Origin of the sequence: [Mycobacterium] manitobense (genome assembly GCF_025821665.1) — a bacterium.
GTDB classification, from domain to species: domain Bacteria; phylum Actinomycetota; class Actinomycetes; order Mycobacteriales; family Mycobacteriaceae; genus Mycobacterium; species Mycobacterium arseniciresistens.
In genome coordinates this window covers 16,351-39,946 of the sequence record NZ_JACKSJ010000017.1, presented here as the reverse complement: position 1 = coordinate 39,946, position 23,596 = coordinate 16,351, and the positions used below count along the sequence as shown (strand labels likewise).

General features: G+C 70.2%; 22 protein-coding genes and 1 pseudogene. 17 read left to right on the top strand and 6 right to left on the bottom strand.

Annotated elements, in window-relative coordinates; all coding sequences use genetic code 11:
* Window positions 1-336 (top strand): annotated as a pseudogene (locus H7I41_RS01875) (MFS transporter); the annotation flags it as partial.
* Here the strand turns inward: H7I41_RS01875 and H7I41_RS01870 are convergent.
* On the bottom strand, window positions 305-628 hold the full coding sequence (locus H7I41_RS01870; protein WP_264010858.1) for a DMT family transporter: 324 nt from the start codon (window positions 626-628) through the stop codon (window positions 305-307). The pseudogene H7I41_RS01875 and the gene H7I41_RS01870 sit on opposite strands and share 32 nt — an antisense overlap.
* Window positions 628-969, bottom strand: coding sequence for a DMT family transporter (locus H7I41_RS01865; RefSeq protein ID WP_264010857.1), 342 nt, complete (start codon window positions 967-969; stop codon window positions 628-630). Before H7I41_RS01865 ends, H7I41_RS01870 begins: the two co-directional genes overlap by 1 nt.
* Window positions 970-1,119: 150 nt before the next feature.
* Between H7I41_RS01865 and H7I41_RS01860 the strand changes: the two genes are divergently transcribed.
* The 4 genes from H7I41_RS01860 (at window position 1,120) to H7I41_RS01845 (ending at window position 5,930) form a co-directional block, all read left to right on the top strand.
* Window positions 1,120-2,679, top strand: coding sequence for a carboxylesterase/lipase family protein (locus H7I41_RS01860; protein WP_264010856.1), 1,560 nt, complete (start codon window positions 1,120-1,122; stop codon window positions 2,677-2,679).
* Between the two features lie 26 nt (window positions 2,680-2,705).
* Window positions 2,706-3,644, top strand: a complete 939-nt coding sequence (locus H7I41_RS01855; protein WP_264010855.1) for a sterol desaturase family protein — start codon at window positions 2,706-2,708, stop codon at window positions 3,642-3,644.
* Window positions 3,645-3,673: 29 nt separating this feature from the next.
* Complete coding sequence (locus H7I41_RS01850; protein ID WP_264010854.1) at window positions 3,674-5,080, top strand: NAD(P)/FAD-dependent oxidoreductase; 1,407 nt, start codon at window positions 3,674-3,676, stop codon at window positions 5,078-5,080.
* A 181-nt stretch (window positions 5,081-5,261) separates the two neighbouring features.
* Window positions 5,262-5,930, top strand: a complete 669-nt coding sequence (locus tag H7I41_RS01845) for an Rv1815 family serine proteinase (RefSeq protein ID WP_264010853.1) — start codon at window positions 5,262-5,264, stop codon at window positions 5,928-5,930.
* Here the strand turns inward: H7I41_RS01845 and H7I41_RS01840 are convergent.
* The gene (locus H7I41_RS01840; protein ID WP_264010852.1) at window positions 5,927-6,367 is read right to left on the bottom strand and encodes a nitroreductase/quinone reductase family protein; all 441 of its coding nucleotides are present in this window, start codon (window positions 6,365-6,367) and stop codon (window positions 5,927-5,929) included. The genes H7I41_RS01845 and H7I41_RS01840 overlap by 4 nt on opposite strands.
* A gap of 110 nt (window positions 6,368-6,477) precedes the next feature.
* Between H7I41_RS01840 and H7I41_RS01835 the strand changes: the two genes are divergently transcribed.
* From H7I41_RS01835 to H7I41_RS01825, 3 genes are read left to right on the top strand one after another with little or no spacing between them, the layout of a single operon-like run.
* On the top strand, window positions 6,478-7,164 hold the full coding sequence (locus H7I41_RS01835) for a TetR/AcrR family transcriptional regulator (protein ID WP_264010851.1): 687 nt from the start codon (window positions 6,478-6,480) through the stop codon (window positions 7,162-7,164).
* A 45-nt stretch (window positions 7,165-7,209) separates the two neighbouring features.
* Entirely contained in the window at window positions 7,210-7,704 is a 495-nt protein-coding gene (locus H7I41_RS01830) for a VOC family protein (RefSeq protein ID WP_264010850.1), read from the top strand.
* 13 nt (window positions 7,705-7,717) lie between these two features.
* Entirely contained in the window at window positions 7,718-9,196 is a 1,479-nt protein-coding gene (locus tag H7I41_RS01825; protein WP_264010849.1) for an FAD-binding protein, read from the top strand.
* Here H7I41_RS01825 and H7I41_RS01820 read toward each other — a convergent pair.
* The 3 genes from H7I41_RS01820 to H7I41_RS01810 all read right to left on the bottom strand — a co-directional run bounded on the left by H7I41_RS01820 (window position 9,193) and on the right by H7I41_RS01810 (window position 14,759).
* Window positions 9,193-11,106, bottom strand: coding sequence for an ABC transporter ATP-binding protein/permease (locus tag H7I41_RS01820; protein WP_372503637.1), 1,914 nt, complete (start codon window positions 11,104-11,106; stop codon window positions 9,193-9,195). The two genes, H7I41_RS01825 and H7I41_RS01820, sit on opposite strands and share 4 nt — an antisense overlap.
* Window positions 11,107-11,161: 55 nt before the next feature.
* Entirely contained in the window at window positions 11,162-13,057 is a 1,896-nt protein-coding gene (locus tag H7I41_RS01815; protein ID WP_264010847.1) for an ABC transporter ATP-binding protein/permease, read from the bottom strand.
* 82 nt (window positions 13,058-13,139) lie between these two features.
* On the bottom strand, window positions 13,140-14,759 hold the full coding sequence (locus H7I41_RS01810; protein WP_264010846.1) for an FAD-dependent monooxygenase: 1,620 nt from the start codon (window positions 14,757-14,759) through the stop codon (window positions 13,140-13,142).
* Between the two features lie 33 nt (window positions 14,760-14,792).
* Here H7I41_RS01810 and H7I41_RS01805 point away from each other — a divergent pair, with 33 nt between their 5' ends.
* The 9 genes from H7I41_RS01805 to garA all read left to right on the top strand — a co-directional run bounded on the left by H7I41_RS01805 (window position 14,793) and on the right by garA (window position 23,595).
* The gene (locus tag H7I41_RS01805; protein ID WP_264010845.1) at window positions 14,793-16,436 is read left to right on the top strand and encodes an acetolactate synthase; all 1,644 of its coding nucleotides are present in this window, start codon (window positions 14,793-14,795) and stop codon (window positions 16,434-16,436) included.
* Window positions 16,437-16,470: 34 nt separating this feature from the next.
* The gene (locus H7I41_RS01800; RefSeq protein ID WP_264010844.1) at window positions 16,471-17,307 is read left to right on the top strand and encodes a GNAT family N-acetyltransferase; all 837 of its coding nucleotides are present in this window, start codon (window positions 16,471-16,473) and stop codon (window positions 17,305-17,307) included.
* Between the two features lie 97 nt (window positions 17,308-17,404).
* Window positions 17,405-19,741, top strand: coding sequence for an accessory Sec system translocase SecA2 (gene secA2, locus H7I41_RS01795; protein WP_264010843.1), 2,337 nt, complete (start codon window positions 17,405-17,407; stop codon window positions 19,739-19,741).
* A 10-nt stretch (window positions 19,742-19,751) separates the two neighbouring features.
* Window positions 19,752-20,396: a CDP-alcohol phosphatidyltransferase family protein gene (locus tag H7I41_RS01790; RefSeq protein ID WP_264010842.1), complete on the top strand. Its 645-nt coding sequence runs from the start codon at window positions 19,752-19,754 to the stop codon at window positions 20,394-20,396.
* Complete coding sequence (locus H7I41_RS01785; protein WP_264010841.1) at window positions 20,389-21,300, top strand: DUF881 domain-containing protein; 912 nt, start codon at window positions 20,389-20,391, stop codon at window positions 21,298-21,300. Before H7I41_RS01790 ends, H7I41_RS01785 begins: the two co-directional genes overlap by 8 nt.
* A gap of 25 nt (window positions 21,301-21,325) precedes the next feature.
* Window positions 21,326-21,658, top strand: a complete 333-nt coding sequence (locus H7I41_RS01780; RefSeq protein ID WP_264010840.1) for a small basic family protein — start codon at window positions 21,326-21,328, stop codon at window positions 21,656-21,658.
* A gap of 2 nt (window positions 21,659-21,660) precedes the next feature.
* The gene (locus H7I41_RS01775; protein ID WP_264010839.1) at window positions 21,661-22,509 is read left to right on the top strand and encodes a DUF881 domain-containing protein; all 849 of its coding nucleotides are present in this window, start codon (window positions 21,661-21,663) and stop codon (window positions 22,507-22,509) included.
* 31 nt (window positions 22,510-22,540) lie between these two features.
* Entirely contained in the window at window positions 22,541-22,936 is a 396-nt protein-coding gene (gene gcvH / locus H7I41_RS01770; protein WP_264010838.1) for a glycine cleavage system protein GcvH, read from the top strand.
* 176 nt (window positions 22,937-23,112) lie between these two features.
* On the top strand, window positions 23,113-23,595 hold the full coding sequence (gene garA / locus H7I41_RS01765; RefSeq protein ID WP_264010837.1) for a glycogen accumulation regulator GarA: 483 nt from the start codon (window positions 23,113-23,115) through the stop codon (window positions 23,593-23,595).
* Window position 23,596: the final 1 nt, after the last annotated feature.

Sequence of the window (23,596 nt, the reverse complement as noted above, 5' to 3'; positions counted from 1 at the left end):
GGCGCCGTCGCCGCCGCGGGAATGGGCGCTGCGCTGGCATTCCCCAGCGTGCCGTCGGCCATCGCCGGCTTCGCCGCCGCGGGGCTGGGGATCGCCACCCTGATCCCGGCGGCCATGCACGCCGCCGACCGGCTGCCCGGCCTGCGCCCGGGCACCGGGCTGGCGCTGGTCACCTGGCTGCTGCGGATCGGGTTCCTGGCCTCACCGCCGGTGGTGGGACTGGTCGCCGATGCGGCCGGGCTGCGGATGGGCCTGCTCATCGTGCCGCTGGCCGGCGTGGTGACGGTGCTGCTCGCCGGCGCGCTCAGTGGGCGAGACCGACCGTCTCGATCATGAGGACGCCGCCGACGATCAGCGCGATGCCGAGCGCCATCGTCGCGGTCAGTGGCTCGCCGAACAGGAACCGCGCGATCACCGCGACGGCGGCGACCCCGCACGCCGTCCAGATCCCGTACGCGATGCCGACCGGCATGCCCAGCGACAGGGTGACCCACAGCAGCGTGAACGACACCGCGTAGCCCAGCACGACGGGCACGATCCACACCCGTCGGCGGAACCCGTCCGATGCGCGCAGCGACAGCGTCGCCACCACCTCGGTGACGATCGCGACGGCCAGCGTCAGCCACATCACGACGGCGGCCCGTCCGTGCGCGGATGTGAGCCGAACTCGACCAGCAGCACACCGGCGATGATGAGACCGATGCCCGCGGCGATCGGCCATGTCAGCGGGTCGCCGAAGATCGCCGCGGCGAGCACCGCCGTCGCCGCAGTGCCGCACGCGCCCCAGATGCCGTACGCGACGCCGACCGCCATCCCTGTCCGCAGCACCAGTGTGAGCAGCACGAATGCGCCGAGGTAGCCCGCGGCCACCACCGCGAGCCAGGCCGAATGGTCCTGCGAGGCACGCAGAGCCAGCGTGGCGGCCACCTCGCTGACGATGGCCGCGGCCAGCAGCGGGAACGGGCGCACGCACCCAACCTAGTGGCCGCGGCCGACCCGCCTCGCCGGCGGAGCCCGCGGCGGCGGGAGTCGTCGCCCTCTCGCCGTGCAACGGCCGGATCAGCGGGTATGCCGGCGTTGCTGAGTACCCTGGAGGAGTTGTCTGCCCGAAGGAGCCGCATGACCACCGACGAATACCGCAGCACGGCGGAAGCCGGACCGGTCGTCGAGACCGGCTACGGGCCGGTGCGCGGCGTCGACGACGGAACAGTGAAGGTGTGGAAGGGGATCCGGTACGCCGCGGCCCCCTCCGGCGAGCTGCGCTGGCGGGCGCCGCGACCGCCGCAGCGCTGGTCAGAGGTCGCCGACGCCACCCGGGTGGGGCCGGTGTGTCCGCAGGCCACCGACGCCCGCATCCCCATCGACCTCGGTGCGCCGCAGGCCGAGGACAGCCTGCGCCTCAACGTGTGGGCCTCGTCCGACACCGCTGCGGGAGACGGCAAGCCGGTGATGGTGTGGGTGCACGGCGGCGCGTACGTCCTGGGGTCGGCCAACCAGCCGCTGTATCACGGCCGGGCGCTTGCCGCCGACGGCGACGTGGTGGTCGTGACGATCAACTACCGGCTCGGCCCCTTCGGCTTCCTCGACCTGTCCTCGTTCGGCGACAGCCGCTTCGAGTCGAACTGCGGTCTGCGCGACGTGGTGTTCGCCCTGCACTGGGTGCGGGACAACGTCGCCGCGTTCGGCGGGGACCCCCACCGGGTCACCCTGTTCGGCGAGTCGGCCGGTGGCGGGATCGTGACCACCCTGATGACGAGTCCGGCAGCCGAGGGATTGTTCGCCCGCGCGATCGCCCAGAGTTCGCCGGTGACCTCGGTCTACGACGCAGGCCGCGGCCGCCGGGTCGCCGAGCGGTTCCTCGGCCATCTCGGCCTGCAGGCCGGCGAGGTCGGCCGGCTGCTCGACCTTCCCCTCGATGCCGTACTGGCGGCGTCGAAACGGCTGTTCGACGAGGTGCCGGTGCGCACCCCGGGCACCTTGGCCTTCGCGCCGATCGTCGACGGGGACCTGGTGCCGGAGCATCCGATCGACGTGGCGCGAGACGGCCGGGCGCACCCGGTGCCGCTGATCATCGGTACCAACCGGGACGAGGCGGCCCTGTTCCGCTGGATGCGTTCACCGCTGATGCCGATCACCCCGCAGGCCATCAAGGCGATGTTCGCCGAGATCGAATCCGAGCAGCCAGGTCTGCAGATCCCATCGGACGCCCAGATCGGCAGTGCGTACCCGCGCGCCCGCGGCAAGGCACGCGGCCTCGGTGTCGCGCGGGACATCGGGTTCCGGATGCCGTCCCTGTGGTTCGCCGACGGCCACAGCGCGGTGGCGCCGGTGTACGTCTACCGGTTCGACTGGTCCACCCCGATGCTGCGGCTGCTGCGCCTCGGCGCCGCGCACGCCACCGAACTGCCCTACGTCTGGGGCAACCTGGTCGCCGGCTCGAAGGATCCGACGTTCAAACTCGGTGGGCTCAAGACCGGGCGCGAGGTGTCGCGGCGCATGCGGCGGCGCTGGCTGGATTTTGCGGTCGACGGCGACCCGTCGACGGTTGACCCGGTGTGGCGGCCGTACCGGCGGGGTGACCACAGCACCCTGGTCATCGACAAGGAAGACCGGCTGGTCACCGACCTGGACGAGCACCTCCGCAGCGCCTGGGGTGACCAGGTGCTGAACTTCCGGTGACTTAAACTGGGCCGGGAGGTGTGACGATGAATCCCAGCTGGGACGCGGTGCGGTCGGCGCTCGACGTGTTGCCGCTGCAGATGCGCGATCCGGTGCTGTTCGCCATCCCGTTCTTCCTGGCGCTGCTGATCGTCGAATGGACGGCGGCCCGCAAGCTCGAGGATGCGCGGGACGGGCGCGCGCCCGCCGGGGCGTTCCACTCCCGGGACGCGTGGGCGAGCATCTCGATGGGCTTGGTGTCGATCGCCACCACCGGAGCGTGGAAGTTCGCCGCGCTGCTGGGATATGCCGCGCTGTACACCTACGTCGCACCCTGGCACCTGCCGTCCACGCAGTGGTACACGTGGGTCATCGCGATCGTCGGTGTCGACGTGCTGTTCTACGCCTACCACCGGATCGCACACCGGGTGCGGCTGATCTGGGCCACCCACCAGGCCCACCACTCGAGCGAGTACTTCAACTTTGCGACCGCACTGCGGCAGAAGTGGAACAACAGCGGCGAGATCCTGATCTGGATTCCGTTGCCGCTGTTGGGTGTTCCGCCGTGGATGGTGTTCGCGAGTTTCTCGCTCAACCTCATCTACCAGTTCTGGGTGCACACCGAGCGGATCGGGAAGCTCTGGCGGCCATTCGAATTCGTGTTCAATACCCCGTCACACCACCGGGTGCACCACGGGATGGACGCCGAGTACCTCGACAAGAACTACGGCGGCATCTTCATCCTGTGGGACCGGATGTTCGGCACGTTCCAGGCCGAGCTGTTCCGCCCGCACTACGGCCTCACGAAACCGGTCGACACCTTCAACATCTGGAAGCTGCAGACCCGCGAGTACGTCGCGATCGCCGCCGACGTGCGGACCGCGACCCGGTGGCGCGACCGGCTCGGGTATGTCTTCGGCCCGCCAGGATGGCAGCCCGCCGACCGGCGCGTGCCGGTCGGCCCGTCCGCGGAAGTACCCATCTGATCCGGCGCGGCGGCCGTAACCTCCGCAGGATGCGGACAGTGTTCGACGGCCACGTCGACCCGGCGCTGATCGACCGCGCGCTGACGCCGAGCGCCTTCGCGCCGATGTGGCTCGACATCCCCCGGCCGCGGTATCCCCGGCTGACGGCGACGGTCGACTGCGATCTGCTGGTCGTCGGCGCCGGCTACACCGGGCTGTGGGCGGCGCTGCACGCCGCGGAACGCCGGCCCGGACAGCGGGTGGTGATCGTCGACTCCGATCGGGTGGGCTGGGCGGCGTCGGGACGCAACGGCGGATTCGTCGACGCCAGCCTCACTCACGGTGCGCAGAACGGGAAGTCGCGCTGGCCGCACGAGTTCGACCGGCTCGAGCGGCTCGGGATGGAGAACCTCGACGGGATGCAGGCCGACGTCGAGCGGCTCGGTCTCGACGTCGAGTGGGAGCGGACCGGGATGCTGCAGGTGTCCACCGAGCCGCATCAGGACGCCTGGCTGGCTCGCGCGTCGGCCGAGGGTGCGGGCCGGCTGCTGAGCCGCCACGAGGTCACCGCGGAGGTGAACTCGCCGACCTTCCGGGCCGGCCTGTTCAGCGCGGACGACTGCGCCGTCGTCCATCCGGCGAAGTTGGCGTTCGAACTGGCCCGTGCCTGCACGGCCGCAGGTGTCGAGATCTTCGAGGACTCCGGGGCCACGTCGATCGATTCGGGCGGCCGACGCCTCCGCGTGGACGCCGGCGCAGGGACGGTCACCGCCGCCCGCGCGGTGCTGGCAACCAACGTGTTTCGGAGCCTGTTGCGGCGCAATCGGTTTCACACCGTTCCGGTCTACGACTACGTGCTGGCCACCGAACCGCTCACCGATGAGCAGCTGGACCGGATCGGATGGCGCAACCGGCAGGCCATCGGCGACTCCGCCAACCAGTTCCACTACTACCGGTTGACCGCCGATCACCGCATCGTGTGGGGCGGCTACGACGCGGTGTACCACTTCGGGCGCCGGGTCGATCCGGCGTACGAGGACCGGCCGGGCAGCTACCGGCGTCTCGCGGCGCACTTCTTCATCACCTTCCCCCAACTCGACGACGTCCGGTTCAGCCACCGCTGGGCGGGGGCCATCGACACCAACACCCGGTTCTGTGCGCACTGGGGGCTGGCACGTCACGGCCGGGTCGCCTACGTCAACGGGTTCACCGGACTCGGTGTCGGTGCGGCCCGGTTCGCCGCCGACACCTGCCTTGACCTGCTCGACGGCCGCCGCACCGAGCGCACCGAACTCGAGATGGTCCGGCGCCGTCCCGTGCCGTTCCCGCCAGAGCCATTCGCGGCCATGGGGATTCACGCCACCCGCTGGTCACTGGACCGGGCCGACCATGCGGCGGGCCGGCGCAACATGTTGCTGCGCGGGCTCGACAGAGTGGGCCTGGGATTCGACTCCTGACGCCGAACCGGCCACGGCGACGGTCAAGATCGTTAAGCTCAGCCCGTCCATGGTGGAAGGGACGGGCGCCCTCGGGGGAGGTTGCTCGGTCTCTGGACGTACCGGCCACCGTGCCGGTTACGCTTGACCGCCAGCACACCCCGACCGATCGGAGGCCTCCGTGCGCCGACGCTGGTTTCGCGTGGTTGCCGCGGTGGCCGTCGGCCTCGCCGGCGCCGCAACGGCTGTCCCGCCCGCCCAGGCCCAGCCCGGTGTCCTGGTCTATCCCGGCATGGAGATCCACCAGGACGCCAACGTGTGCACCCTTGGCTTCGTCGATCCCCAACTGCGGGTGGCGTTCACCGCGGGGCACTGTCGCGGCAGTGGGCCGGTGTTCGACAGCGGCGGCAACTTCATCGGCACCCAGGCCCTGTACCGCGACAACACACCCGACGGCGCGACCATCGACACCAATCACCAGATCTCCGACTGGGAGGCGATCGGCCTGGCCGTCAACGTCCCGGTCAACAACATCCTGCCCGGCGGCCGCCAACTGGTGACCGACCCGGCCGTGGTGCCGCAGCCCGGTATGCCGATCTGCCACTTCGGGGTGATCACCGGTGAGAGCTGCGGCACCGTCGAGGCGGTCTACAACGGTTGGTTCACCATGGGCAACGGAGTGGTCAGCCAGAAGGGCGACTCCGGGGGACCGGTGTACTCGGTGACGCCGGACGGCCGGGCGGTGATCATCGGGATGTTCAACAGCACCTGGGGGCGGTTCCCTGCAGCGGTGTCATGGCAGGTGGCCAGCCAGCAGGCCCGCGAGGACGTGCTCACCGTCACCGGTGGCACCGCACCGCCGCTGCCCTAGCCGACGAGTTCGAACACCGGGATCGACGGCGCCGCCGCCCGCAGCTGTTCGGCGGTGGAATCCGGTGTCAGACCTGCGGTGTGGCCCTTGACCTCCCAGAACCAGCGATCGAGGTAGCGCTCGAGCAGGTTCGGCTTGTCGCCGTCCGCCACCTCGACGACGCGGACGCGGCGACGGCGCCAGCGCGGGCCGGTCTCCACCTCACCGGCGGCGCGGGCGTTGCGGGCCCACTGCGTGTTTCCGCGTGGTGACACGACGTAGTCGCGGCCCTCGACGGTGAGCAGGTTGATCACCACGGTGCGCAGTTCCCCGGACTTGCGGCCGCGGACGCGCAGCGCCCGGGTGCCTGCGATGCTGACGCCGGCTTCGGCCAGCCAGCGGAAAACGTGGTTGACGATTCTGGCGACTCGGTCCGGTGGGTCATAGCGTGCGGGCATTGCGCGGACTCCTTCGACTCGGTGACAAGAGCATTGCTCTCGTTTTCAGAATGTCATCGGATCCGCGATAAAGCAAGAGCGGTGTTCTCGCTTTGTGTCACACTGGCCACGTGGGCAAACGGCAGGAGTCACGCGACCGCATCGAGGCGCAGATCGTCACGCTCGGGCGCAAGCACCTGGAGACCGAGGGCCCGGCCGGCCTGTCGCTGCGCGCCATCGCCCGCGACCTCGGCATGGTGTCCTCCGCCGTGTACCGCTACGTCGCGAGCCGGGACGAGTTGCTCACCCTGCTGCTGGTCGACGCCTACTCCGAACTCGCCGACACCGTCGACCGGGCACGCGCCGTCCCGGCCCCGTCCTCCCGCGACCGCCTCCTCGGCATGGGCGGCGCAGCCCGGCGGTGGGCGGTCGACCAGCCGGCGCGGTGGGCGCTGCTCTACGGCAGTCCGGTGCCCGGCTACCACGCCCCAGCCGAACGCACCGTCCTGCCCGGCACCAGGGTGGTGCAGGCGCTGTTCGACACCGTCGCCGAGGGCGTCGCCGCGGGGGAAGTCCGCGTGCCGGAAGGTGTTGTCGGGCAACCACTGTCGTCCGACTTCGACGGACTCCGCGCAGAGTTCGGATTCGACGGCGGCGACACGCTGGTGGTCCGGTGCATCGCGCTGTGGGCGGGACTGGTCGGGGCGATCAACCTCGAGGTGTTCGGTCAGTACGGTTCCGACACGTTCACCCGGCCGGCCCTGTTGTTCGACGCGCTGTTCGGGCTGCTGGTCGACGAGATGACCGGACGAAACTAGAACACGTTCTAGCCACGGCGGGCGACCGGCGATATTCTCGACCCGATGCCCAATCAGACACCTGTCCAGCTCGCGTGGGTCACCGACGACCTCGACGCGACCGAGCGCAGCCTGTCGGCGTTGCTCGGCGCCCGGAACTGGGTGCGGATGCCCGGGGTGCACTTCGGTCCCGACACCTGCACGCACCGCGGGCGGCCGGCGGACTACACCGCGGACATCTCCCTGAGCTATGCGGGCGACCTGCAACTCGAGCTGATCGCCCCCGGCTCCGGTGACAGCGTGTACTCCGAATTCCTCGACCGGTCCGGACCCGGCCTGCACCACGTCTGCGTCGAGGTCGACGACGAGGCCGCGTTCGACGCCGCGGTGGCGGCCGCCGCCGACGGCGGCGCGACCATCGCAGCGCAGGGCGTCATGCCCGGCGGCATGCGCTTCGCCTACGTCTCCGACGAGCGGTCCGGGGTGCCCTACATCGAGATCGCACACATCCCCGACGAGATCCGCCAATTCTTCGACTACGTCCGACATCAACAGCAGTGAAACAGGAGCAGCAGTGACAACCGAGATTCCCCAGACCGTCGATGCCGCGGACGTGCCGGACTGGTCCGACGACGTCGACGTCCTGGTGATCGGCTTCGGCATCGCGGGCGGATGCGCGGCGGTCAGCGCCGCCGCCGCCGGCGCCAGGGTGCTGGTCCTGGAGCGCGCCGCCGCTGCCGGCGGCACCACGTCGATGGCGGGCGGTCACTTCTACCTCGGCGGCGGCACCGCGGTGCAGCAGGCCACCGGCCACGATGACAGCGCCGAGGAGATGTACAAGTACCTCGTCGCGGTGTCGCGCGAGCCCGATCACGACAAGATTCGCGCCTACTGCGAAGGCAGCGTCGAGCACTTCACCTGGCTCGAGGACCTGGGCTTCCAATTCGAGCGCAGCTTCTACCCCGGCAAGGTCGTCGTCCCGCCCGGCACCGAGGGCCTGTCCTACACCGGCAACGAGAAGGTGTGGCCGTTCACCGAGAAGGCCGTGCCCTCCCCGCGGGGCCACTCGGTGCCCGTCCCCGGTGAGCTCGGCGGCGCCGCGATGGTGATCGACCTGTTGCTCAAGCGCGCGGACGAACTCGGCGTCGAGATCCGCTACGAGACCGGGGCGACGAACCTCGTGACGGCCGACGGGGCGGTGGTCGGCGCGACGTGGAAGCACTTCACCGAGACGGGGGCGAGCAAGGCGAAGTCCGTGGTGATCGCCGCGGGCGGCTTCGCGATGAATCCCGACATGGTCGCCGAGCACACTCCGGCGCTGGGCCACAAGCGCAAGACCAAGCACCACGGGCTGGTGGAGCCCTACATCCTGGGCAACCCCAACGACGACGGCCTCGGCATCCGGCTCGGCGTGTCCGCCGGGGGAGTCGCCGAGAATCTCGACCAGCTGTTCATCACCGCCGCCGCCTATCCGCCGGAGATCCTGCTCACCGGCGTCATCGTCAACAAGGACGGTGAGCGGTTCGTCGCCGAGGACTCCTATCACTCGCGCACGTCGGCCTACGTCCTCGAGCAGCCCGAGCAGATCGCCTACCTGATCGTCGACGAGGCGCACATGGAGATGCCTGCGATGCCGCTGATCAAGTTCATCGACGGCTGGGAGACCGTCGAGGAGATGGAGCGGGCGCTCGAGATCCCGGCCGGCCGTCTCGCCACGACGCTGCAGCGCTACAACGAGAACGCCGCGCGCGGTGAGGATCCCGACTTCCACAAGCACCCCGACTACGTCGCCCCGCAGACCGAAGGACCGTGGGCGGCGTTCGACCTGTCGCTCGGCCGGGCGATGTACTCCGGGTTCACCATGGGCGGGCTCGCGGTTTCCATCGACGGCGAGGTGCTGCGCGAGGACGGCTCGCCGGTCGCCGGCCTGTACGCCGCCGGGGCGTGCGCGTCGAACATCGCCCAGGACGGCAAGGGCTACTCCAGCGGCACCCAGCTGGGCGAGGGCTCGTTCTTCGGCCGGCGCGCCGGTGAGCACGCCGCCCGCCACTAGGCCGGGGCGGGGTCCCGCTCGATGTCGTCGATCCGCCACTCGCCCTCGCCGAGCAGCTGCAGTTGCCTGGCGTGGTGCTGTTCGACCGTGCTGCGGTGGCTGACGCTGACGACGATCGTGTCCGGCAGCTCGCGGCGCACCAGCTGGTAGAGCATCAGCTCGAGCCCCTCGTCGAGCGCCGACGTCGTCTCGTCGAGGAACACCGCCTTCGGGGCGGTCAGCAATATCCGGGCGAACGCGATGCGCTGCTGCTCGCCGGGTGAGAGCACCTTGGCCCAGTCCTGCACCTCGTCGAGGCGGTCGGCCAGATGCGGCAGCGCGACCTGCGCCAGCACCCGCCGCAGGTCCTCGTCGTCCAGCGAGCCCGCCTGGCTGGGGTAGGAGACGACGGTGCGCAGGTCACCCAGTGGCACGTAGGGCAGCTGCGACAGGAACATCGTCGCGTTCTCGTCGTCGGGGCATGCGATCGATCCCGAGGCGAAGGGCCACAGCTGGGCGAGGCTGCGCAGCAGTGTGGTCTTGCCGCTGCCCGACTCGCCGGTGACGACCAGTGTGTCGCCGGGCTCGAGGTGCAGGTCCAGCGGGTTGACCAGCTGCCTGCCGTCCGGGGTGCGGACCTCGACGTCGTCGAGTTGCACGGTGCCGTCGCCGCTGTCCGACCGGTCGAGTTCGGGCAGCGCCCGGCCCTCCTCGTTGGCGACCACCAGTCCGTGCAGACGGATGATGGCGGCGCGGTAGCCGGCGAAGTTGTCGTAGGCGTTGCGGAAGAAGGACAGTCCGGTCAGCAGTTCGCGGAACGCGCCCGCGGTCTGGGTGAGCTGACCCAGCGTGAGCTCACCGTTGTAGAACCGGGAGAACTGCACCAGGTACGGAATGACCTCCTGGCTCTGGGTAATCGCGAAGTTGAAGCCGAGGAAGCCGGCCATCCGGTTCACGTACTTCTTGTAGTTCTCCACGATCGGGACGAACCGCCGCCGCAGACCGCTGCGCTCGGCGAGCTCACCGCGGTAGAACGCGACGGCCTCGGACGCATCGCGCAGCCGCACCAGCGCATAGCGGAAGACGGCGTTGAACTTCTCGTTGTTGAACGACAGCCGGATGATCGGCCGGCCGATCGCGAACGCGACGACGGTGGCGACGACGATGTAGACGATGCCGATCCAGAAGATCGCCCGGGGCAGCTCGTACTGGATCACCGGCAGGGTGATCGGCCCCGACAGGTCCCACAGGATCTTGGTGAACGCGAACATCGACGCGATGGCGGAGACGGCGCCGAACAGCAGGGTGGAGGTCGACGTGTTGCCCGGCGTGTTGGGTTGCGAGTTCACGCCGGTGGTGAAGATGTCGATGTCGGCCTGGATGCGCTGGTCCGGGTTGTCGATGGTGTCGTCGATGAAGCGGGAGCGGTAGTACGCCTTGCCGTCCAGCCAGTCGCCGGTGAGCTGATCGGTCAGCCAGGTGCGCCAGCGCAGCATGAACCGCTGCGCGGCGAACAGGTCGAGCACGATGAACACGATGTTCAGCACGGCGAGGATCGCGAAGATGGTCAGCGACATCCAGAAGCCGTCCGCGCCGGACTGCTTGACCGCCTCGTCGCCCGCACCGACCCCGGCGGCGATCACCTGGAAGCTCGTCATCATGTCGTTGCCCTGGAACGAGAACAGCACCGACAGCCGCACGCTCGCCATGACGAGCAGCAGCAGGCCCGCCAGCCATGCCCACACGATGACGCTGTCCGGCCCGGTGAAGTAGCCGCTGGTGACGCGCCAGAACTGCCGGCCCCAGGTGGTGGTCTTGGCGATCAGCACCAGGATGACCAGAGTGGCCACCGCGGCGTACAGCCAGCCCCTGGCGATCCATTCCAGCGACTCCAGCAGCTCACTGCTCCAGTCGAGGCTGGGCACGAACATTCCGTCCATCCGGGCAAGGTACCGCGAGCGGCTGTGCGGAGTGGTGCCGGACGCGTCAACCCGGCGTGGCGGGGCCCAGGTGCCAGCGGCCGTCACCGACCAGCTGCAGCCTCCGGCGGTGCATCTGCGCGACGGTGGCGCGGTGGCTGACGCTGACCAGGATCGCCTCGGGTAGCTCCGCGCGCAGCAAGTCGTAGAGCATCAATTCCAGACCCTCGTCCATTGCCGCGGTCGACTCGTCGAGGAACACCACACGGGGCCGGGTCAGCAGCACCCGGGCGAAGGCGACGCGCTGCTGCTCTCCCGGGGAGAGCACCTTGGACCAGTCGCGCACCTCGTTGAGGCGGATGACGAGGTGGGACAGCGCGACCCGCAGCAGCGCGGACTGGATGTCGCGGTCGTCGGCGTCGTCTGTCGGGTACGACGCGACCGCCCGCAGGTCGCCGAGGGGGAGGTAGGGCAGCTGGGGGAGGAACATCGCCCCGTCGCGGCCGCCCGGAAGCTCGACCGTTCCCGACGCGAACGGCCACATGCCCGCCAGGCTCTGCAGCAGCACCGTCTTCCCGATGCCGGACGGCCCGCTGACGACCAATGAGTCGCCGGGGGCCAGCTGCAGCGACAGGTCGCGGATCAGCGCCGTCCCCTCAGGGGTGCGCACCTCGACCTCGTCGACCGCGAGCGTGCCGTCACCGGCGGCGGCCACCTCCACCCGCCCGCCTGCTGCAGCGATGCGGTTCTCCCGCGCCAGTCCGTCGAGCCGGATGGTGGCCGCGCGGTAACTGGCGAAATTGTCGTAGGCGTTGCGGAAGAACGACAGCGAGTCGTGGATGGCGCCGAACGCCTGGGCCGACTGGATCACCTCGCCGAAGGTGATCTGCTGTGCGAACAACCGTTGCGCCTGAACGATGTAGGGCAGCGGGTTGATCGCCTGGCTGGCCGAGGTGTTCCAGCCGATGAACAGCATCATCCGGTTGAGCCAGTGCCGGTAGTTGTCCATCACCGCCGACAGCCGTCCGTCGAGCAGTCGCCCTTCGACGTGCTCCCCGCGGTACATGCCCACCGCCGCGCCGGCGTCACGCATCCGCACGAGCGCGTAGCGGAAGCTGGCGTTGCGCAGTTCGTTGACGTAGCTGTACCGGATCATCGGCCGGCCGATGACGAACGCGACCACCGTCGCCGCCAGCACGTACGCCAGCACGATCCAGAACAGCGCCCTCGGCACGGTGACGCCGAGCCAGCTCAGCGGCCCGGACAGTTCCCACAGGATGATCCCGAAGAACAGCGCCGACAGCACCGCCTCCACCGCACCGAACACCAGCACGTGGCTCGAGGTGTAGGCCGGATTGTTCGGCTCGGCGCCCGCGCCGGTGGTGAAGATGTCGATGTCGGCCTGGATGCGCTGATCTGGATTGTCGACCGGTTGGCGCCCGAACTGCATTCGGAAATAGGCGTTCCCATTGAGCCAGCGGTGAATGAAGCGGCGGCTCAGCCAGATTCGCCACCGCATGATGAACCGTTGCGTCACGTAGAGATCGGCGAGCAGCCGGACGACGTAGCAGACCGCCAGCACCGCGAACACCAGCATCGTCGACCAGAAACCCTGCACGCCCGTGGCGCCCGCGCCGGCTCCCGAGCCGGTCTGGAAGGCCACCTGCAATGCGGTGAACAGGTCCCTGGCGTAGTAGGTGAGCAGGATGCTGATGCGGACGGACACGATCGTCAGCAGCAGCAGCACGGCCAGCAGCCCCCACGCCGGAAGACTCTGCCTGCCGGTGAAGTACCGCCCGGTGATGCGGACGAACTGACGCCCCCAGGCTGTGGTCCGCCCGATCACGGCGGCCACCACGACCAGCACCGCCACGGTGACCAGGAAGACGGCCAGCACCCACACGGCCGAGTGGACGGGCTCGACGCTCCAGTCGATCGACGGGCTGAACGTCGCGGTGTCCATCCGGCGGTACCTCCCTCGGCCGCAGGCCGGTCAGCGCGAAGCTACCGCAGACCGGCGCCGGTAACGGGGAGGTGGCGCACCGTCAGCCGAAGGTGTTGCCCAGGTACGCCAGCAGCGCGCGGGCGTCGATGCCGTGGCAGGCGTAGCCCAGATAGCCGTCCGGGCGCACGACGAACACCGAAGTCCCTGCGGTGGAATAGCTGCGCGCGAAATCGCCGTCGTCATCGCGCAGCAACGGCAGCACGGTGGCGTCGACATCGGCGGTGGGCGCCGCCACGACGTACACGTCCAGCCGGCCGTGGGCGGCCCGCACCGCGGCGTCGGCGGCCGCCTCGAACGCCGCCACCTCATCGTCACCGGCGTCGCCGTCTGCGTAGCAGAGCAGGGTGTGGTCGGCGCCGAAGAGTGTGAACAGGCGCACCGGGCCTGCGACCACCGCGCGCCGAAGGCGGGCCGCGTCCGGCGCCCGCCTGCCCGCGCCGACCGCCGAGGACGTCACGGCGCCGCCTGCGGCGACGATCGGGCTGTCGGCGTAGTCGATGAGCAACTGCCCTTCGCGGAGCACCGTGCGGCTCGCGTCCGGCGAGTCGGCGCCGATGCCCTGGCGGGCGCTGCGCACTGTCCGGCCGACGACCTCATCGCCGACCGGCCTGCGTTCGGCGTCGTAGCTGTCCAGCAGCCCGCCGGCGGCGTCACCGGCGACGGCCAGCGCCAACTTCCAGGCCAGGTTGTAGGCGTCCTGGATGCCGGTGTTCATCCCCTGGGCACCGGTCGGGGGGTGGATGTGGGCGGCGTCGCCCGCGACGAACACCCGGCCGCGGCCGTAGGCATCGACGATGCGGTGACTGATCCGGAACACCGACGACCACCGCAGATTGCGGGCCGTCGCCGGCTCGGGCGCCAGCCGGTCGAGCACGGCCTGGAGGTGACCGACTTCGGGCCTGCGGCCGCCCTCGAAGCCGTGTGCCACTCCGTCGGCGGGCGCCGCGGCCAGTTCGTCGGGCACCAGCATCGACATCCGGTACCGGTTGCGGCCCGGCAGCGGGATGCACACCAGCAGGTCGTCGGTCGTGCCGTCGGTCTGGTGCATCGCCCTGATCGCGTATCCCGGCGGCTGCGACCAGTCGACCTCGACGTCGCCGAGCATGTACTGCTCGTCGAATGCGGCGCCCTCGAAGGTGAGCCCCAGCCCCTTGCGCACCACGCTGTGCGCGCCGTCGGCGCCGACGAGATAGGCGGCGCGGACGGTGGACTCGCCGTCCTGCCCGGCGAGGGTGGCGCTCACGCCGTCGGCGTCCTGGGTGAAGGCGGTCAGGCGCACGCCACGCTGCACCTCGACACCGCGCCTGTTCGCCTCCTCGCGCAGGATGCGTTCGGTGGCGTACTGCGGAATGCACAGGAAGGCGAACGGGATGTCGCCCGGAAGCGTCAGGTCCAGCTGCGTCACCTTCTCGCCGTTGACGTAGACGATCTGTCCGCGCATCTCGGTACCGGCGTCGAGGACATGGCGCAGGATGCCCATCGATTCGAACACTTCCAGCGTTCGAGGCTGCACGCCAACGGCTTTCGCGTACTGCGGCGGGTCGGGGAGTGGGTCGACGATGCGGCAGGCCACGCCGCGGCGGGCGAGTTCGACGGCGGCGGTCAACCCGACCGGCCCGGCGCCTGCGATCAATACCTCGGTGACGTTCGCGGTGTGCACAGCCAAAGCGTATGCCGCCGATATGCTGCGGCCATGAGCAATGAGGCTCCTGCCGAACAGAGCGTGAACGCCGGGCATCTGATCGCACGGCGGTTGCGCGCCAGCGGCATCGACACGATGTTCACGCTGTCGGGCGGACACATCTTCCCGATCTACGACGGCTGTCGGGCCGAAGGGATCCGGCTGATCGACACCCGGCACGAGCAGACCGCGGCGTTCGCCGCCGAGGGCTGGTCGAAGGTGACGCGGGTGCCGGGCGTCGCTGCGCTGACGGCCGGTCCGGGAATCACCAACGGGATGAGCGCGATGGCCGCCGCGCAGCAGAACCAGTCGCCGCTGGTGATCCTCGGCGGCCGGGCACCGGCGATGCGCTGGGGCCAGGGTTCGCTGCAGGAGATCGACCACGTGCCCTTCGTCGCGCCGCTGTGCCGATTCGCGGCGACCGCGCAGTCGGCGGGCGCGGCAGCGGGTCTGGTCGACGATGCGCTGCGGGCGGCGGTCGGCGCGCCCTCGGGGGTGTCGTTCGTCGACTTCCCGATGGATCACGTCTTCGGCGCGGCACCGGACACCGCGGCGCCGGGCGCGCTGACTGCGCCGCCTGCGGCCACGCCGCCGGACGGCGCCGCGCTGGACGCGGCGGTGGCGCTGCTGGCATCGGCGGCGCGGCCGGTCGTCATGGCGGGTACCAACGTGTGGTGGGGCCACGGCGAACGGGCGCTGCTGCAGCTGGCCGAGACGTTGCGGATCCCCGTGCTGATGAACGGGATGGCGCGCGGCGTGGTGCCCGCCGATCACCCGCTGGCGTTCTCCCGCGCACGGTCCAAGGCGTTGCGGGAGTCCGACGTCGCGTTGGTGATCGGGGTGCCGATGGACTTCCGCCTCGGCTTCGGTGCGGTGTTCGGCGAGGACACCGCGGTGATCGTGGCCGACCGCGCGGCGCCCGTGCGGCCGCACCCGCGCCCCGTCGCCGCGGCGCTCTACGGCGACCTCACCACCACCTTGACCGCGCTGGCCGGCGCGGGCGGCGGCGACCACGAGGCATGGGTTGCTGATCTGCGGGAGAACGAGAATTCGGTGCGGGCGCAGGAGCAGGCCGACCTCGACGACATGCGCACGCCGCTGCACCCGATGCGGGTGTACGCCGAACTGGCGCCACTGCTCGATCGCGACGCGATCGTGGTGATCGACGCCGGCGACTTCGGCTCGTACGCGGGCCGGATGATCGAGAGCTACGTGCCGGGGGCGTGGCTGGACAGCGGACCCTTCGGCTGCCTGGGCTCCGGGCCCGGTTATGCGCTGGCCGCCAAGCTGGCCCGGCCCGAGCGGCAGGTGGTGCTGCTGCAGGGCGACGGTGCGTTCGGCTTCTCCGGGATGGAGTGGGACACCCTGGTTCGCCACGGCGTGAACGTGGTGTCGGTGATCGGCAACAACGGCGTGTGGGCGCTCGAGAAGCACCCGATGGAGGCGCTGTACGGCTACTCGGTGGTCGCCGAACTGCGGCCCGGCACCCGCTACGACGAGGTGGTGCGTGTGCTCGGCGGGCACGGCGAACTGGTCAGCACGCCCGACCAGCTCCGCCCGGCGCTGGAGCGGGCGTTCGCGGCCGGGCTGCCCGCGGTGGTCAATGCGCTGACCGACCCGAGCGTCGCCTATCCACGCCGCTCCAACCTGGGCTGACCGTGCCGACGTCACCGTCGAGATCGAGACGACGATGAGGGCGCGACACCACGATTCGGTCGACGACTTCCGCGCGACAGCGGAGCCGCTGTACCGCAGTGACCCCGTCGCCCACACGGTGGAACTGACGCTGCTGCAGTCGAACCGGGTACCCGCCGACGCCGTTCTGCTGACGCTGTGGGACGACGCGACCCTAGTCGGCGCGGCCATGCAGACACCGCCGATGCCGTTGCTGGCCAACGCGATTCCGCCCGGCGCCGCCGCAACGGTGGCCGAGGAGGTGTCGCGGCTGCGGCCCGGCCTGCCCGGCGTGCGGGGCGTGCGACCGGCCACCATCGCGTTCGCCGACGCCTGGCGCACCGTCACCGGCCGCCGCGGCGTGGTGACCGTCGAGGAGCGGCTGCACCGTCTCGGCCACCTGCGGCCGCCGAACGGCGTCGCGGGCCGCGCCCGCCTCGCCACCACGGAAGACACCGCACTCCTCGTCGACTGGATCGAGGCGTTCTACGGCGAGACCTTCGGCCACCCGCGCGACGACGCCGCGGGCCGGCGCCTGGTGGCCACCGCGTTCGAGGTGGGGGACCGGATCCTGCTGTGGACCGTCGACGCAGAACCGGTCGGCATGGCGATGCTGCGGGCGCCCGCAGCCGGTGTGGCGCGGATCGGCCCGGTGTTCACGCCTGCCGACCGGCGCGGGCGCGGCTACGGATCGGCGGTCACCGCGGCGGCAGCGGCCGCCGCACTTGCCGACGGGGTGACCGGTGTCGTGCTGTTCACCGACCTGGCCAACCCGGTCTCCAACGCGATCTACCGCAGAATCGGTTTCGAACCCGTCGCCGACTGCGTGCACATCGACTTCTCCGCGGGCTGAACCCCATCCGCGAGCGCGCGCGAAGTGCCAGCGCGGGCGGCGTGTCGACGTGCGGACACGCACACTCGCGGGGGAAGCGAACGCGTACCGTGAACACGTGCCCAAGACGACCACGCGCAGTCAAGGCCGCCTGAGCAGCAGGTTCTGGAAGCTGCTCGGCGCCACCACCGAGAAGGACCAGAGCCGGTCCCTCACCCAGGTCGAGACGTCGGCGGACTTCGACAAGAAGGCCGCCGACCTCGATGACGACCAGCTGCGCAAGGCCGCACAACTGCTCGAACTCGAGAACCTGTCCGAGTCCGCCGACATCCCGCAGTTCCTCGCCGTCGCCCGCGAGGCCGCCGAACGCGCGACCGGACTGCGGCCCTTCGACGTCCAGCTCCTCGGCGCGCTGCGGATGCTGGCAGGCGACGTCGTCGAGATGGCCACCGGTGAGGGCAAGACGCTCTCGGGCGCGATCGCGGCGGCCGGCTACGCCATCGGCGGGCGCAACGTGCACGTCATCACCATCAACGACTATCTGGCCCGACGTGACGCCGAGTGGATGGGCCCGCTGCTGGAGGCGCTCGGCCTGACCGTCGGCTGGATCACCGCGGACTCCACCGCCGCCGAACGGCGCGCCGCCTACCAGTGCGACGTCACCTACGCCTCGGTCAACGAGGTCGGCTTCGACGTGCTGCGCGACCAGCTGGTGACCACCGTCGACGACCTCGTCTCGCCGCGACCCGACGTCGCGCTGATCGACGAGGCCGACTCCGTGCTCGTCGATGAGGCGCTGGTGCCGCTGGTGCTGGCAGGCACCAGCCACCGCGAGACACCGCGGGTCGAGGTGATCCGCCTGGTCGGTGACCTCATCGCCGACCGCAACGCCGAGCGGTACTACTCCACGGACAACGACAGCCGCAACGTCCACCTCACCGACGAGGGAGCCCGACGGCTGGAGGCCCGCCTCGGCGGCATCGACCTGTACTCCGAGGAACACGTCGGCACCACGCTGACCGAGGTGAACGTCGCCCTGCACGCGCACGTACTGCTGCAGCGCGACGTGCACTACATCGTCCGCGACGACGCGGTGCACCTGATCAACGCCTCGCGCGGCCGCATCGCGTCGCTGCAGCGCTGGCCGGACGGCCTGCAGGCGGCGGTGGAGGCCAAGGAGGGCATCGAGACCACCGAGACCGGCGAGGTGCTCGACACCATCACGGTGCAGGCGCTGATCAACCGCTATCCCACGGTGTGCGGGATGACCGGCACGGCGCTGGCCGCCGGCGAGCAGCTGCGCCAGTTCTACAAGCTGGGCGTCTCACCGATCCCGCCGAACACCCCGAACGTCCGCGAGGACGAGACCGACCGGGTGTACATCACCGCGGCCGCCAAGACCGACGCGATCGTCGAGCACATCGCCGAGGTGCACGCGACGGGTCAGCCGGTGCTCGTCGGCACCCACGATGTCGCGGAGTCCGAGGAGCTGCACGAGAAGCTGGTCAAGCACGGGGTGCCCGCGGTGGTGCTGAACGCCAAGAACGACGAGGAGGAGGCCCGCGTCATCGCCGAGGCGGGCAGGCTGCGCGCGGTGACGGTGTCGACCCAGATGGCGGGTCGCGGCACCGACATCCGGCTGGGGGGCTCGGACGAAGCCGGACACGATGAGGTCGCTGAACTCGGGGGCCTGCACGTCGTCGGCACCGGGCGCCACCACACCGAACGGCTGGACAACCAGCTCCGCGGCCGGGCGGGGCGCCAGGGCGACCCCGGCACGTCGGTGTTCTTCTCCAGCTGGGAGGACGACCTGGTGCTCTCGCACCTGGAGCCGAACAAGCTGCCGACCGAGACCGACGAGGACGGCCGCATCGTGTCGCCGAGGGCGGCGGGTCTGCTCGATCACGCCCAGCGCGTCGCCGAGGGCAGGCTGCTCGACGTGCACGCCAACACCTGGCGCTACAACCAGCTGATCGCCCAGCAGCGGGCAATCATCGTCGACCGCCGAGACACGTTGCTGCGCACCGCCGCCGCGCGCGACGAGCTCGCCGAGCTGGCGCCCAAGCGCTACGAGGATCTGCTGGAGCAACTCTCCGAGGATCGCCTCGAGGAGATCTGCCGGCTGATCATGCTGTACCACCTGGACCGCGGCTGGTGTGAGCACCTGGCCTACCTCGCGGACATCAGAGAGAGCATCCACCTGCGCGCGCTCGGCAGGCAGAACCCGCTCGACGAGTTCCACCGGATGGCGGTGGACGCCTTCGCGTCACTGGCCGCCGACGCGATCGAGGCTGCTCAGCAGACCTTCGAGACCGCGCCGTCCATCGAGGACGAACCGGGTGTGGACCTCTCCAAGCTGGCGCGGCCGACGTCGACGTGGACGTACATGGTGCATGACAACCCGCTGAACGACGACACGATGGCAGCGCTCAGCCTGCCAGGGGTTTTCCGCTAGGTTTAGGCCCATGTCCCAGGCATCCGGGGGTGACGCGGGCAGAGACGCAGCGAATCCGGCGCCGCGCGACCGGGTGCTGACGATCCCCAACGCACTGTCCGTGCTGCGGTTGCTGCTGGTGCCGGTGTTCCTGTGGCTGCTGCTGGTGGTGCACGCCAACGCGTGGGCGGTCGCGCTGCTGATGTTCAGCGGCTTCTCCGACTGGGCCGACGGCAAGATCGCCCGGCTGGTGGACAACCAGTCGTCGCGGCTGGGCGAACTGCTCGATCCACTGGTCGACCGGATCTACATGGTGACGGTGCCGATCGCGCTGGCGGTGCACGGAAGCGTGCCGTGGTGGGTGGTGCTCACCCTGATCGGGCGCGACGCCGTGCTCGCTGCGACGCTGCCGCTGCTGCGTCCCCGCGGGCTGACCGCGCTGCCGGTGACCTACCTGGGCAAGGCCGCGACGTTCGCACTCATGTCGGGCTTCCCGCTGGTGCTGCTCGGGCAGCCGGTCGGCCCGGACCCGGCGCTGTGGAGCAGGGTGGTGCTGGCGATCGGGTGGGCGTTCCTGATCTGGGGCCTCGCGCTCTACCTGTGGTCGGCCGTGCTCTACCTGATCCAGTTCGCGATGGTGCTGCGCCGGATGCCGAGGGTGCACTCCGGTGGCTGACCGCAGCCGGGCGCTCGGCGGATACGACCCGGAGGCCGGGCGCAACGTGCACGAAGCGGATGCGCCGACGCTGATCCCGGTGCCCTCGTTGCTGCGGTCCCTGCTGTCGGACCACCTCGACCCCGGATATGCGGCGGCCGCCGAGCGCCGGGCCGCCGAAGGACCGCGCGGCAGGCTGCCGGAATGGACCTGGCAGGTCCTCGCGGCCGCCGCGGTGGCGGCGGTGTTCGCCATCGCGGCGGCGCAGGCCCAGACCGCCGCGCCCGCCGCACGGGAGACCCAGCAGGTACTGGCCGGCAGCGTCCGTTCGGCCGAGACCACCGACGACGGCCTCGCGGCCGAGCGTGACGCGCTCGCCGCACAGGTGGACGCCGACAGGCGCAGCCGGCTCGAGGGCGACGCGCTGGGCCGTCGGCTGCTGGACAACCTGGACGGTGCCACGTTCGCCGCCGCCGCCACCGCGGTGACCGGTCCGGGACTGACGGTGACCGTCACCGATCCGGGCGTGGCCGAGGACCTCAGCGACGTGTCGAAGCAGCGCGTGGCCGGCAGCAGGCAGGTAATCCTCGACCGCGACCTGCAGCTGGTGGTCAACTCGCTGTGGGTGAGCGGCGCCGAGGCGATCTCGGTGGGTGGGGTGCGCATCGGACCCAACGTCACCGTGCGGCAGGCCGGCGGCGGGATCCTGGTGGACAACCAGCCGATCACCAGCCCGTACACCATCCTCGCGGTGGGGCCGCCGAGCATGACGGAGATCTTCGACCGCACTCCGGGCCTGCAGCGACTGCGGCTGCTCGAAGCCGCCTACGGCGTCGGTGTCGGCGTCGGCACGGCCGACGACCTCGCACTGCCTGCGGGCGCGGTGCGAGATGTCCACTTCGCCAAGCAGATCGGACAGCAGTGAGCACACCGGGGATGAACGGACACACATGATCGGGATCGCGGCACTCGTCATCGGCATCGTGTTGGGCCTGGTGTTCCGGCCGGACGTGCCGGAGTTCGTCGAGCCGTACCTGCCGATCGCCGTGGTGGCCGCACTGGACGCGGTGTTCGGCGGACTGCGGGCCTACCTCGAGCGGATCTTCGACTCGAAGGTGTTCGTGATCTCGTTCGTGTTCAATGTGCTCGTCGCCGCACTCATCGTCTACGTCGGCGACCAGCTGGGCGTCGGCACCCAGTTGTCGACGGCCATCATCGTGGTGCTCGGCATCCGCATCTTCGGCAACGCCGCCGCCTTGCGGCGCAGACTGTTCGGCGCCTGAGCATGAGCACCGATTCCCCTGACGACACGCCCGGCCGCCACGAGGAACCGGCGCAGCACCACGGCCGACACGAGCTGCCCCCCGACGAGCCGCCCCGGCCCATCGGCGACCTGCGACCCGGCGGCGTCGCGGGCGTGTTCCGGCGCGGTCGCAGCCAGATCGTGTTCGGCGCGCTCGCGATCCTGCTGTGCGTGGTGCTCGGTGCGGCGATCGTGACGCAGGTCCGGCAGAACGAGTCCGGCGACTCGCTGGAGACCGCGCGGCCCGCGGACCTGCTGGTGCTGCTGGACTCGCTGCAGCAGCGCGAGGCGGCGCTCAACACCGAAGTCAACGACCTGCGCCGGACGCTGGAGCAACTGCAGGCGTCCGGCAGCAGCGACGCCGCCGCCATCGAGAACGCCCAGGCCCGCCTCGCCGCACTGTCGATCCTGATCGGCACGGTCGCCGCGACCGGCCCGGGCGTGGTGCTCACCATCACCGACACCACACCGGGCGTGCCGGCCGAGACGATGCTCGACGTCATCAACGAGCTGCGCAACGCCGGGGCGGAGGCCATGGAGATCCGCGGCACCCGCGACGGCCAACCGGTTCCGGTGCGGGTGGGGGTGGACACCTGGATGGTGGGCACACCCGGCGCCCTCGACGTCGACGGCGTCACTCTCAATCCGCCGTATTCGGTTCTGGCCATTGGTGATCCGCCGACCCTTGCCGCAGCGATGAACATCCCGGGCGGGGCGATGGACAGCGTCGAACGGGTCGGCGGGACGATGGTGGTACAACAGGCCGAGCGCGTCGACGTCACCGCCTTGCGGCAACCGAAACCCCGCCAATACGCTCAGCCGGTCAAGTGAACCGGCAGAGCACGACCCCTCGAGGAGCAGCGTGAGCGAGATCCCGTCCGACCTGTTGTACACCGAGGAACACGAGTGGGTTCAGCGCACCGGTGACGACACCGTGCGGGTCGGCATCACCGACTACGCCCAGGCCGCGCTCGGCGACGTGGTGTTCGTGCAACTGCCCGACGTCGGCGCCGAGGTGGCCGCGGGCGATTCCTTCGGCGAGGTGGAGTCGACGAAGTCCGTTTCCGACCTCTACGCCCCGGTCACCGCGAAAGTGGTTGCCGTCAACGGTGATCTGGAGGGCACGCCGCAGCTGGTCAACTCCGATCCGTATGGCGAGGGCTGGCTGGTCGATCTGCAGCTGTCGAGCGGATCCGACGACGGCGGCCTCGACGGCCTGCTCGACGCGGACGGCTACCGCGCCACCGTGACCGAGTAGCAGTTGTTAGGGTCGTGCGGACAAGTTCGACCGACCTGACGCGGTGACGGCCCACGACTGGCCGATCCGGCGGTGGTGGGTACAACGAGGCGCACTGCGCGGTACGGTCGACCAAGGACAAATGACGGCCGGAGCACCGGCCGGATGACGCCACAGCAGCCAGTAAGGAGCAGCGGGTGACGGAGAAGGACAGCAGTTCCGGAGCAGATCAGACGTCTGACGAAGTCACTGTCGAGACGACTTCGGTGTTCCGCGCCGACTTCCTCAACGAACTCGATGCACCGGCGAGCGCGAGCGCCGAAGGTTCGGTCTCCGGGGTCGAGGGACTGCCCGTCGGCTCGGCGTTGCTGGTCGTCAAGAGGGGACCCAACGCCGGATCGCGCTTCCTGCTCGACCAGCCGACCACGTCGGCCGGCCGTCACCCCGACAGCGACATCTTCCTCGACGACGTCACGGTCAGCCGCCGTCACGCAGAGTTCCGGCTCGAGTCCGGCGAGTTCCAGGTCGTCGACGTCGGCAGCCTCAACGGCACCTACGTCAACCGCGAACCGGTCGACTCGGCCGTGCTGGCCAACGGCGACGAGGTGCAGATCGGCAAGTTCCGCCTGGTCTTCCTGACCGGCCCCAAGACCGACGACGACAGCGGCCCGGGCAGCTGAC

Excerpts from the sequence above, each read along its gene's own strand:
- H7I41_RS01820 (WP_372503637.1), bottom strand. The coding sequence starts at position 11,106 with ATGTTCGTGCCCAGCCTCGACTGGAGCAGTGAGCTGCTGGAGTCGCTG.
- H7I41_RS01775 (WP_264010839.1), top strand. The coding sequence starts at position 21,661 with ATGAGCACCGATTCCCCTGACGACACGCCCGGCCGCCACGAGGAACCG.
- H7I41_RS01805 (WP_264010845.1), top strand. The coding sequence starts at position 14,793 with ATGAGCAATGAGGCTCCTGCCGAACAGAGCGTGAACGCCGGGCATCTG.
- H7I41_RS01840 (WP_264010852.1), bottom strand. The coding sequence starts at position 6,367 with ATGCCCGCACGCTATGACCCACCGGACCGAGTCGCCAGAATCGTCAAC.
- H7I41_RS01860 (WP_264010856.1), top strand. The coding sequence starts at position 1,120 with ATGACCACCGACGAATACCGCAGCACGGCGGAAGCCGGACCGGTCGTC.
- H7I41_RS01830 (WP_264010850.1), top strand. The coding sequence starts at position 7,210 with ATGCCCAATCAGACACCTGTCCAGCTCGCGTGGGTCACCGACGACCTC.
- H7I41_RS01815 (WP_264010847.1), bottom strand. The coding sequence starts at position 13,057 with ATGGACACCGCGACGTTCAGCCCGTCGATCGACTGGAGCGTCGAGCCC.
- H7I41_RS01855 (WP_264010855.1), top strand. The coding sequence starts at position 2,706 with ATGAATCCCAGCTGGGACGCGGTGCGGTCGGCGCTCGACGTGTTGCCG.
- H7I41_RS01850 (WP_264010854.1), top strand. The coding sequence starts at position 3,674 with ATGCGGACAGTGTTCGACGGCCACGTCGACCCGGCGCTGATCGACCGC.
- H7I41_RS01790 (WP_264010842.1), top strand. The coding sequence starts at position 19,752 with ATGTCCCAGGCATCCGGGGGTGACGCGGGCAGAGACGCAGCGAATCCG.
- H7I41_RS01780 (WP_264010840.1), top strand. The coding sequence starts at position 21,326 with ATGATCGGGATCGCGGCACTCGTCATCGGCATCGTGTTGGGCCTGGTG.
- H7I41_RS01870 (WP_264010858.1), bottom strand. The coding sequence starts at position 628 with ATGTGGCTGACGCTGGCCGTCGCGATCGTCACCGAGGTGGTGGCGACG.
- H7I41_RS01800 (WP_264010844.1), top strand. The coding sequence starts at position 16,471 with ATGAGGGCGCGACACCACGATTCGGTCGACGACTTCCGCGCGACAGCG.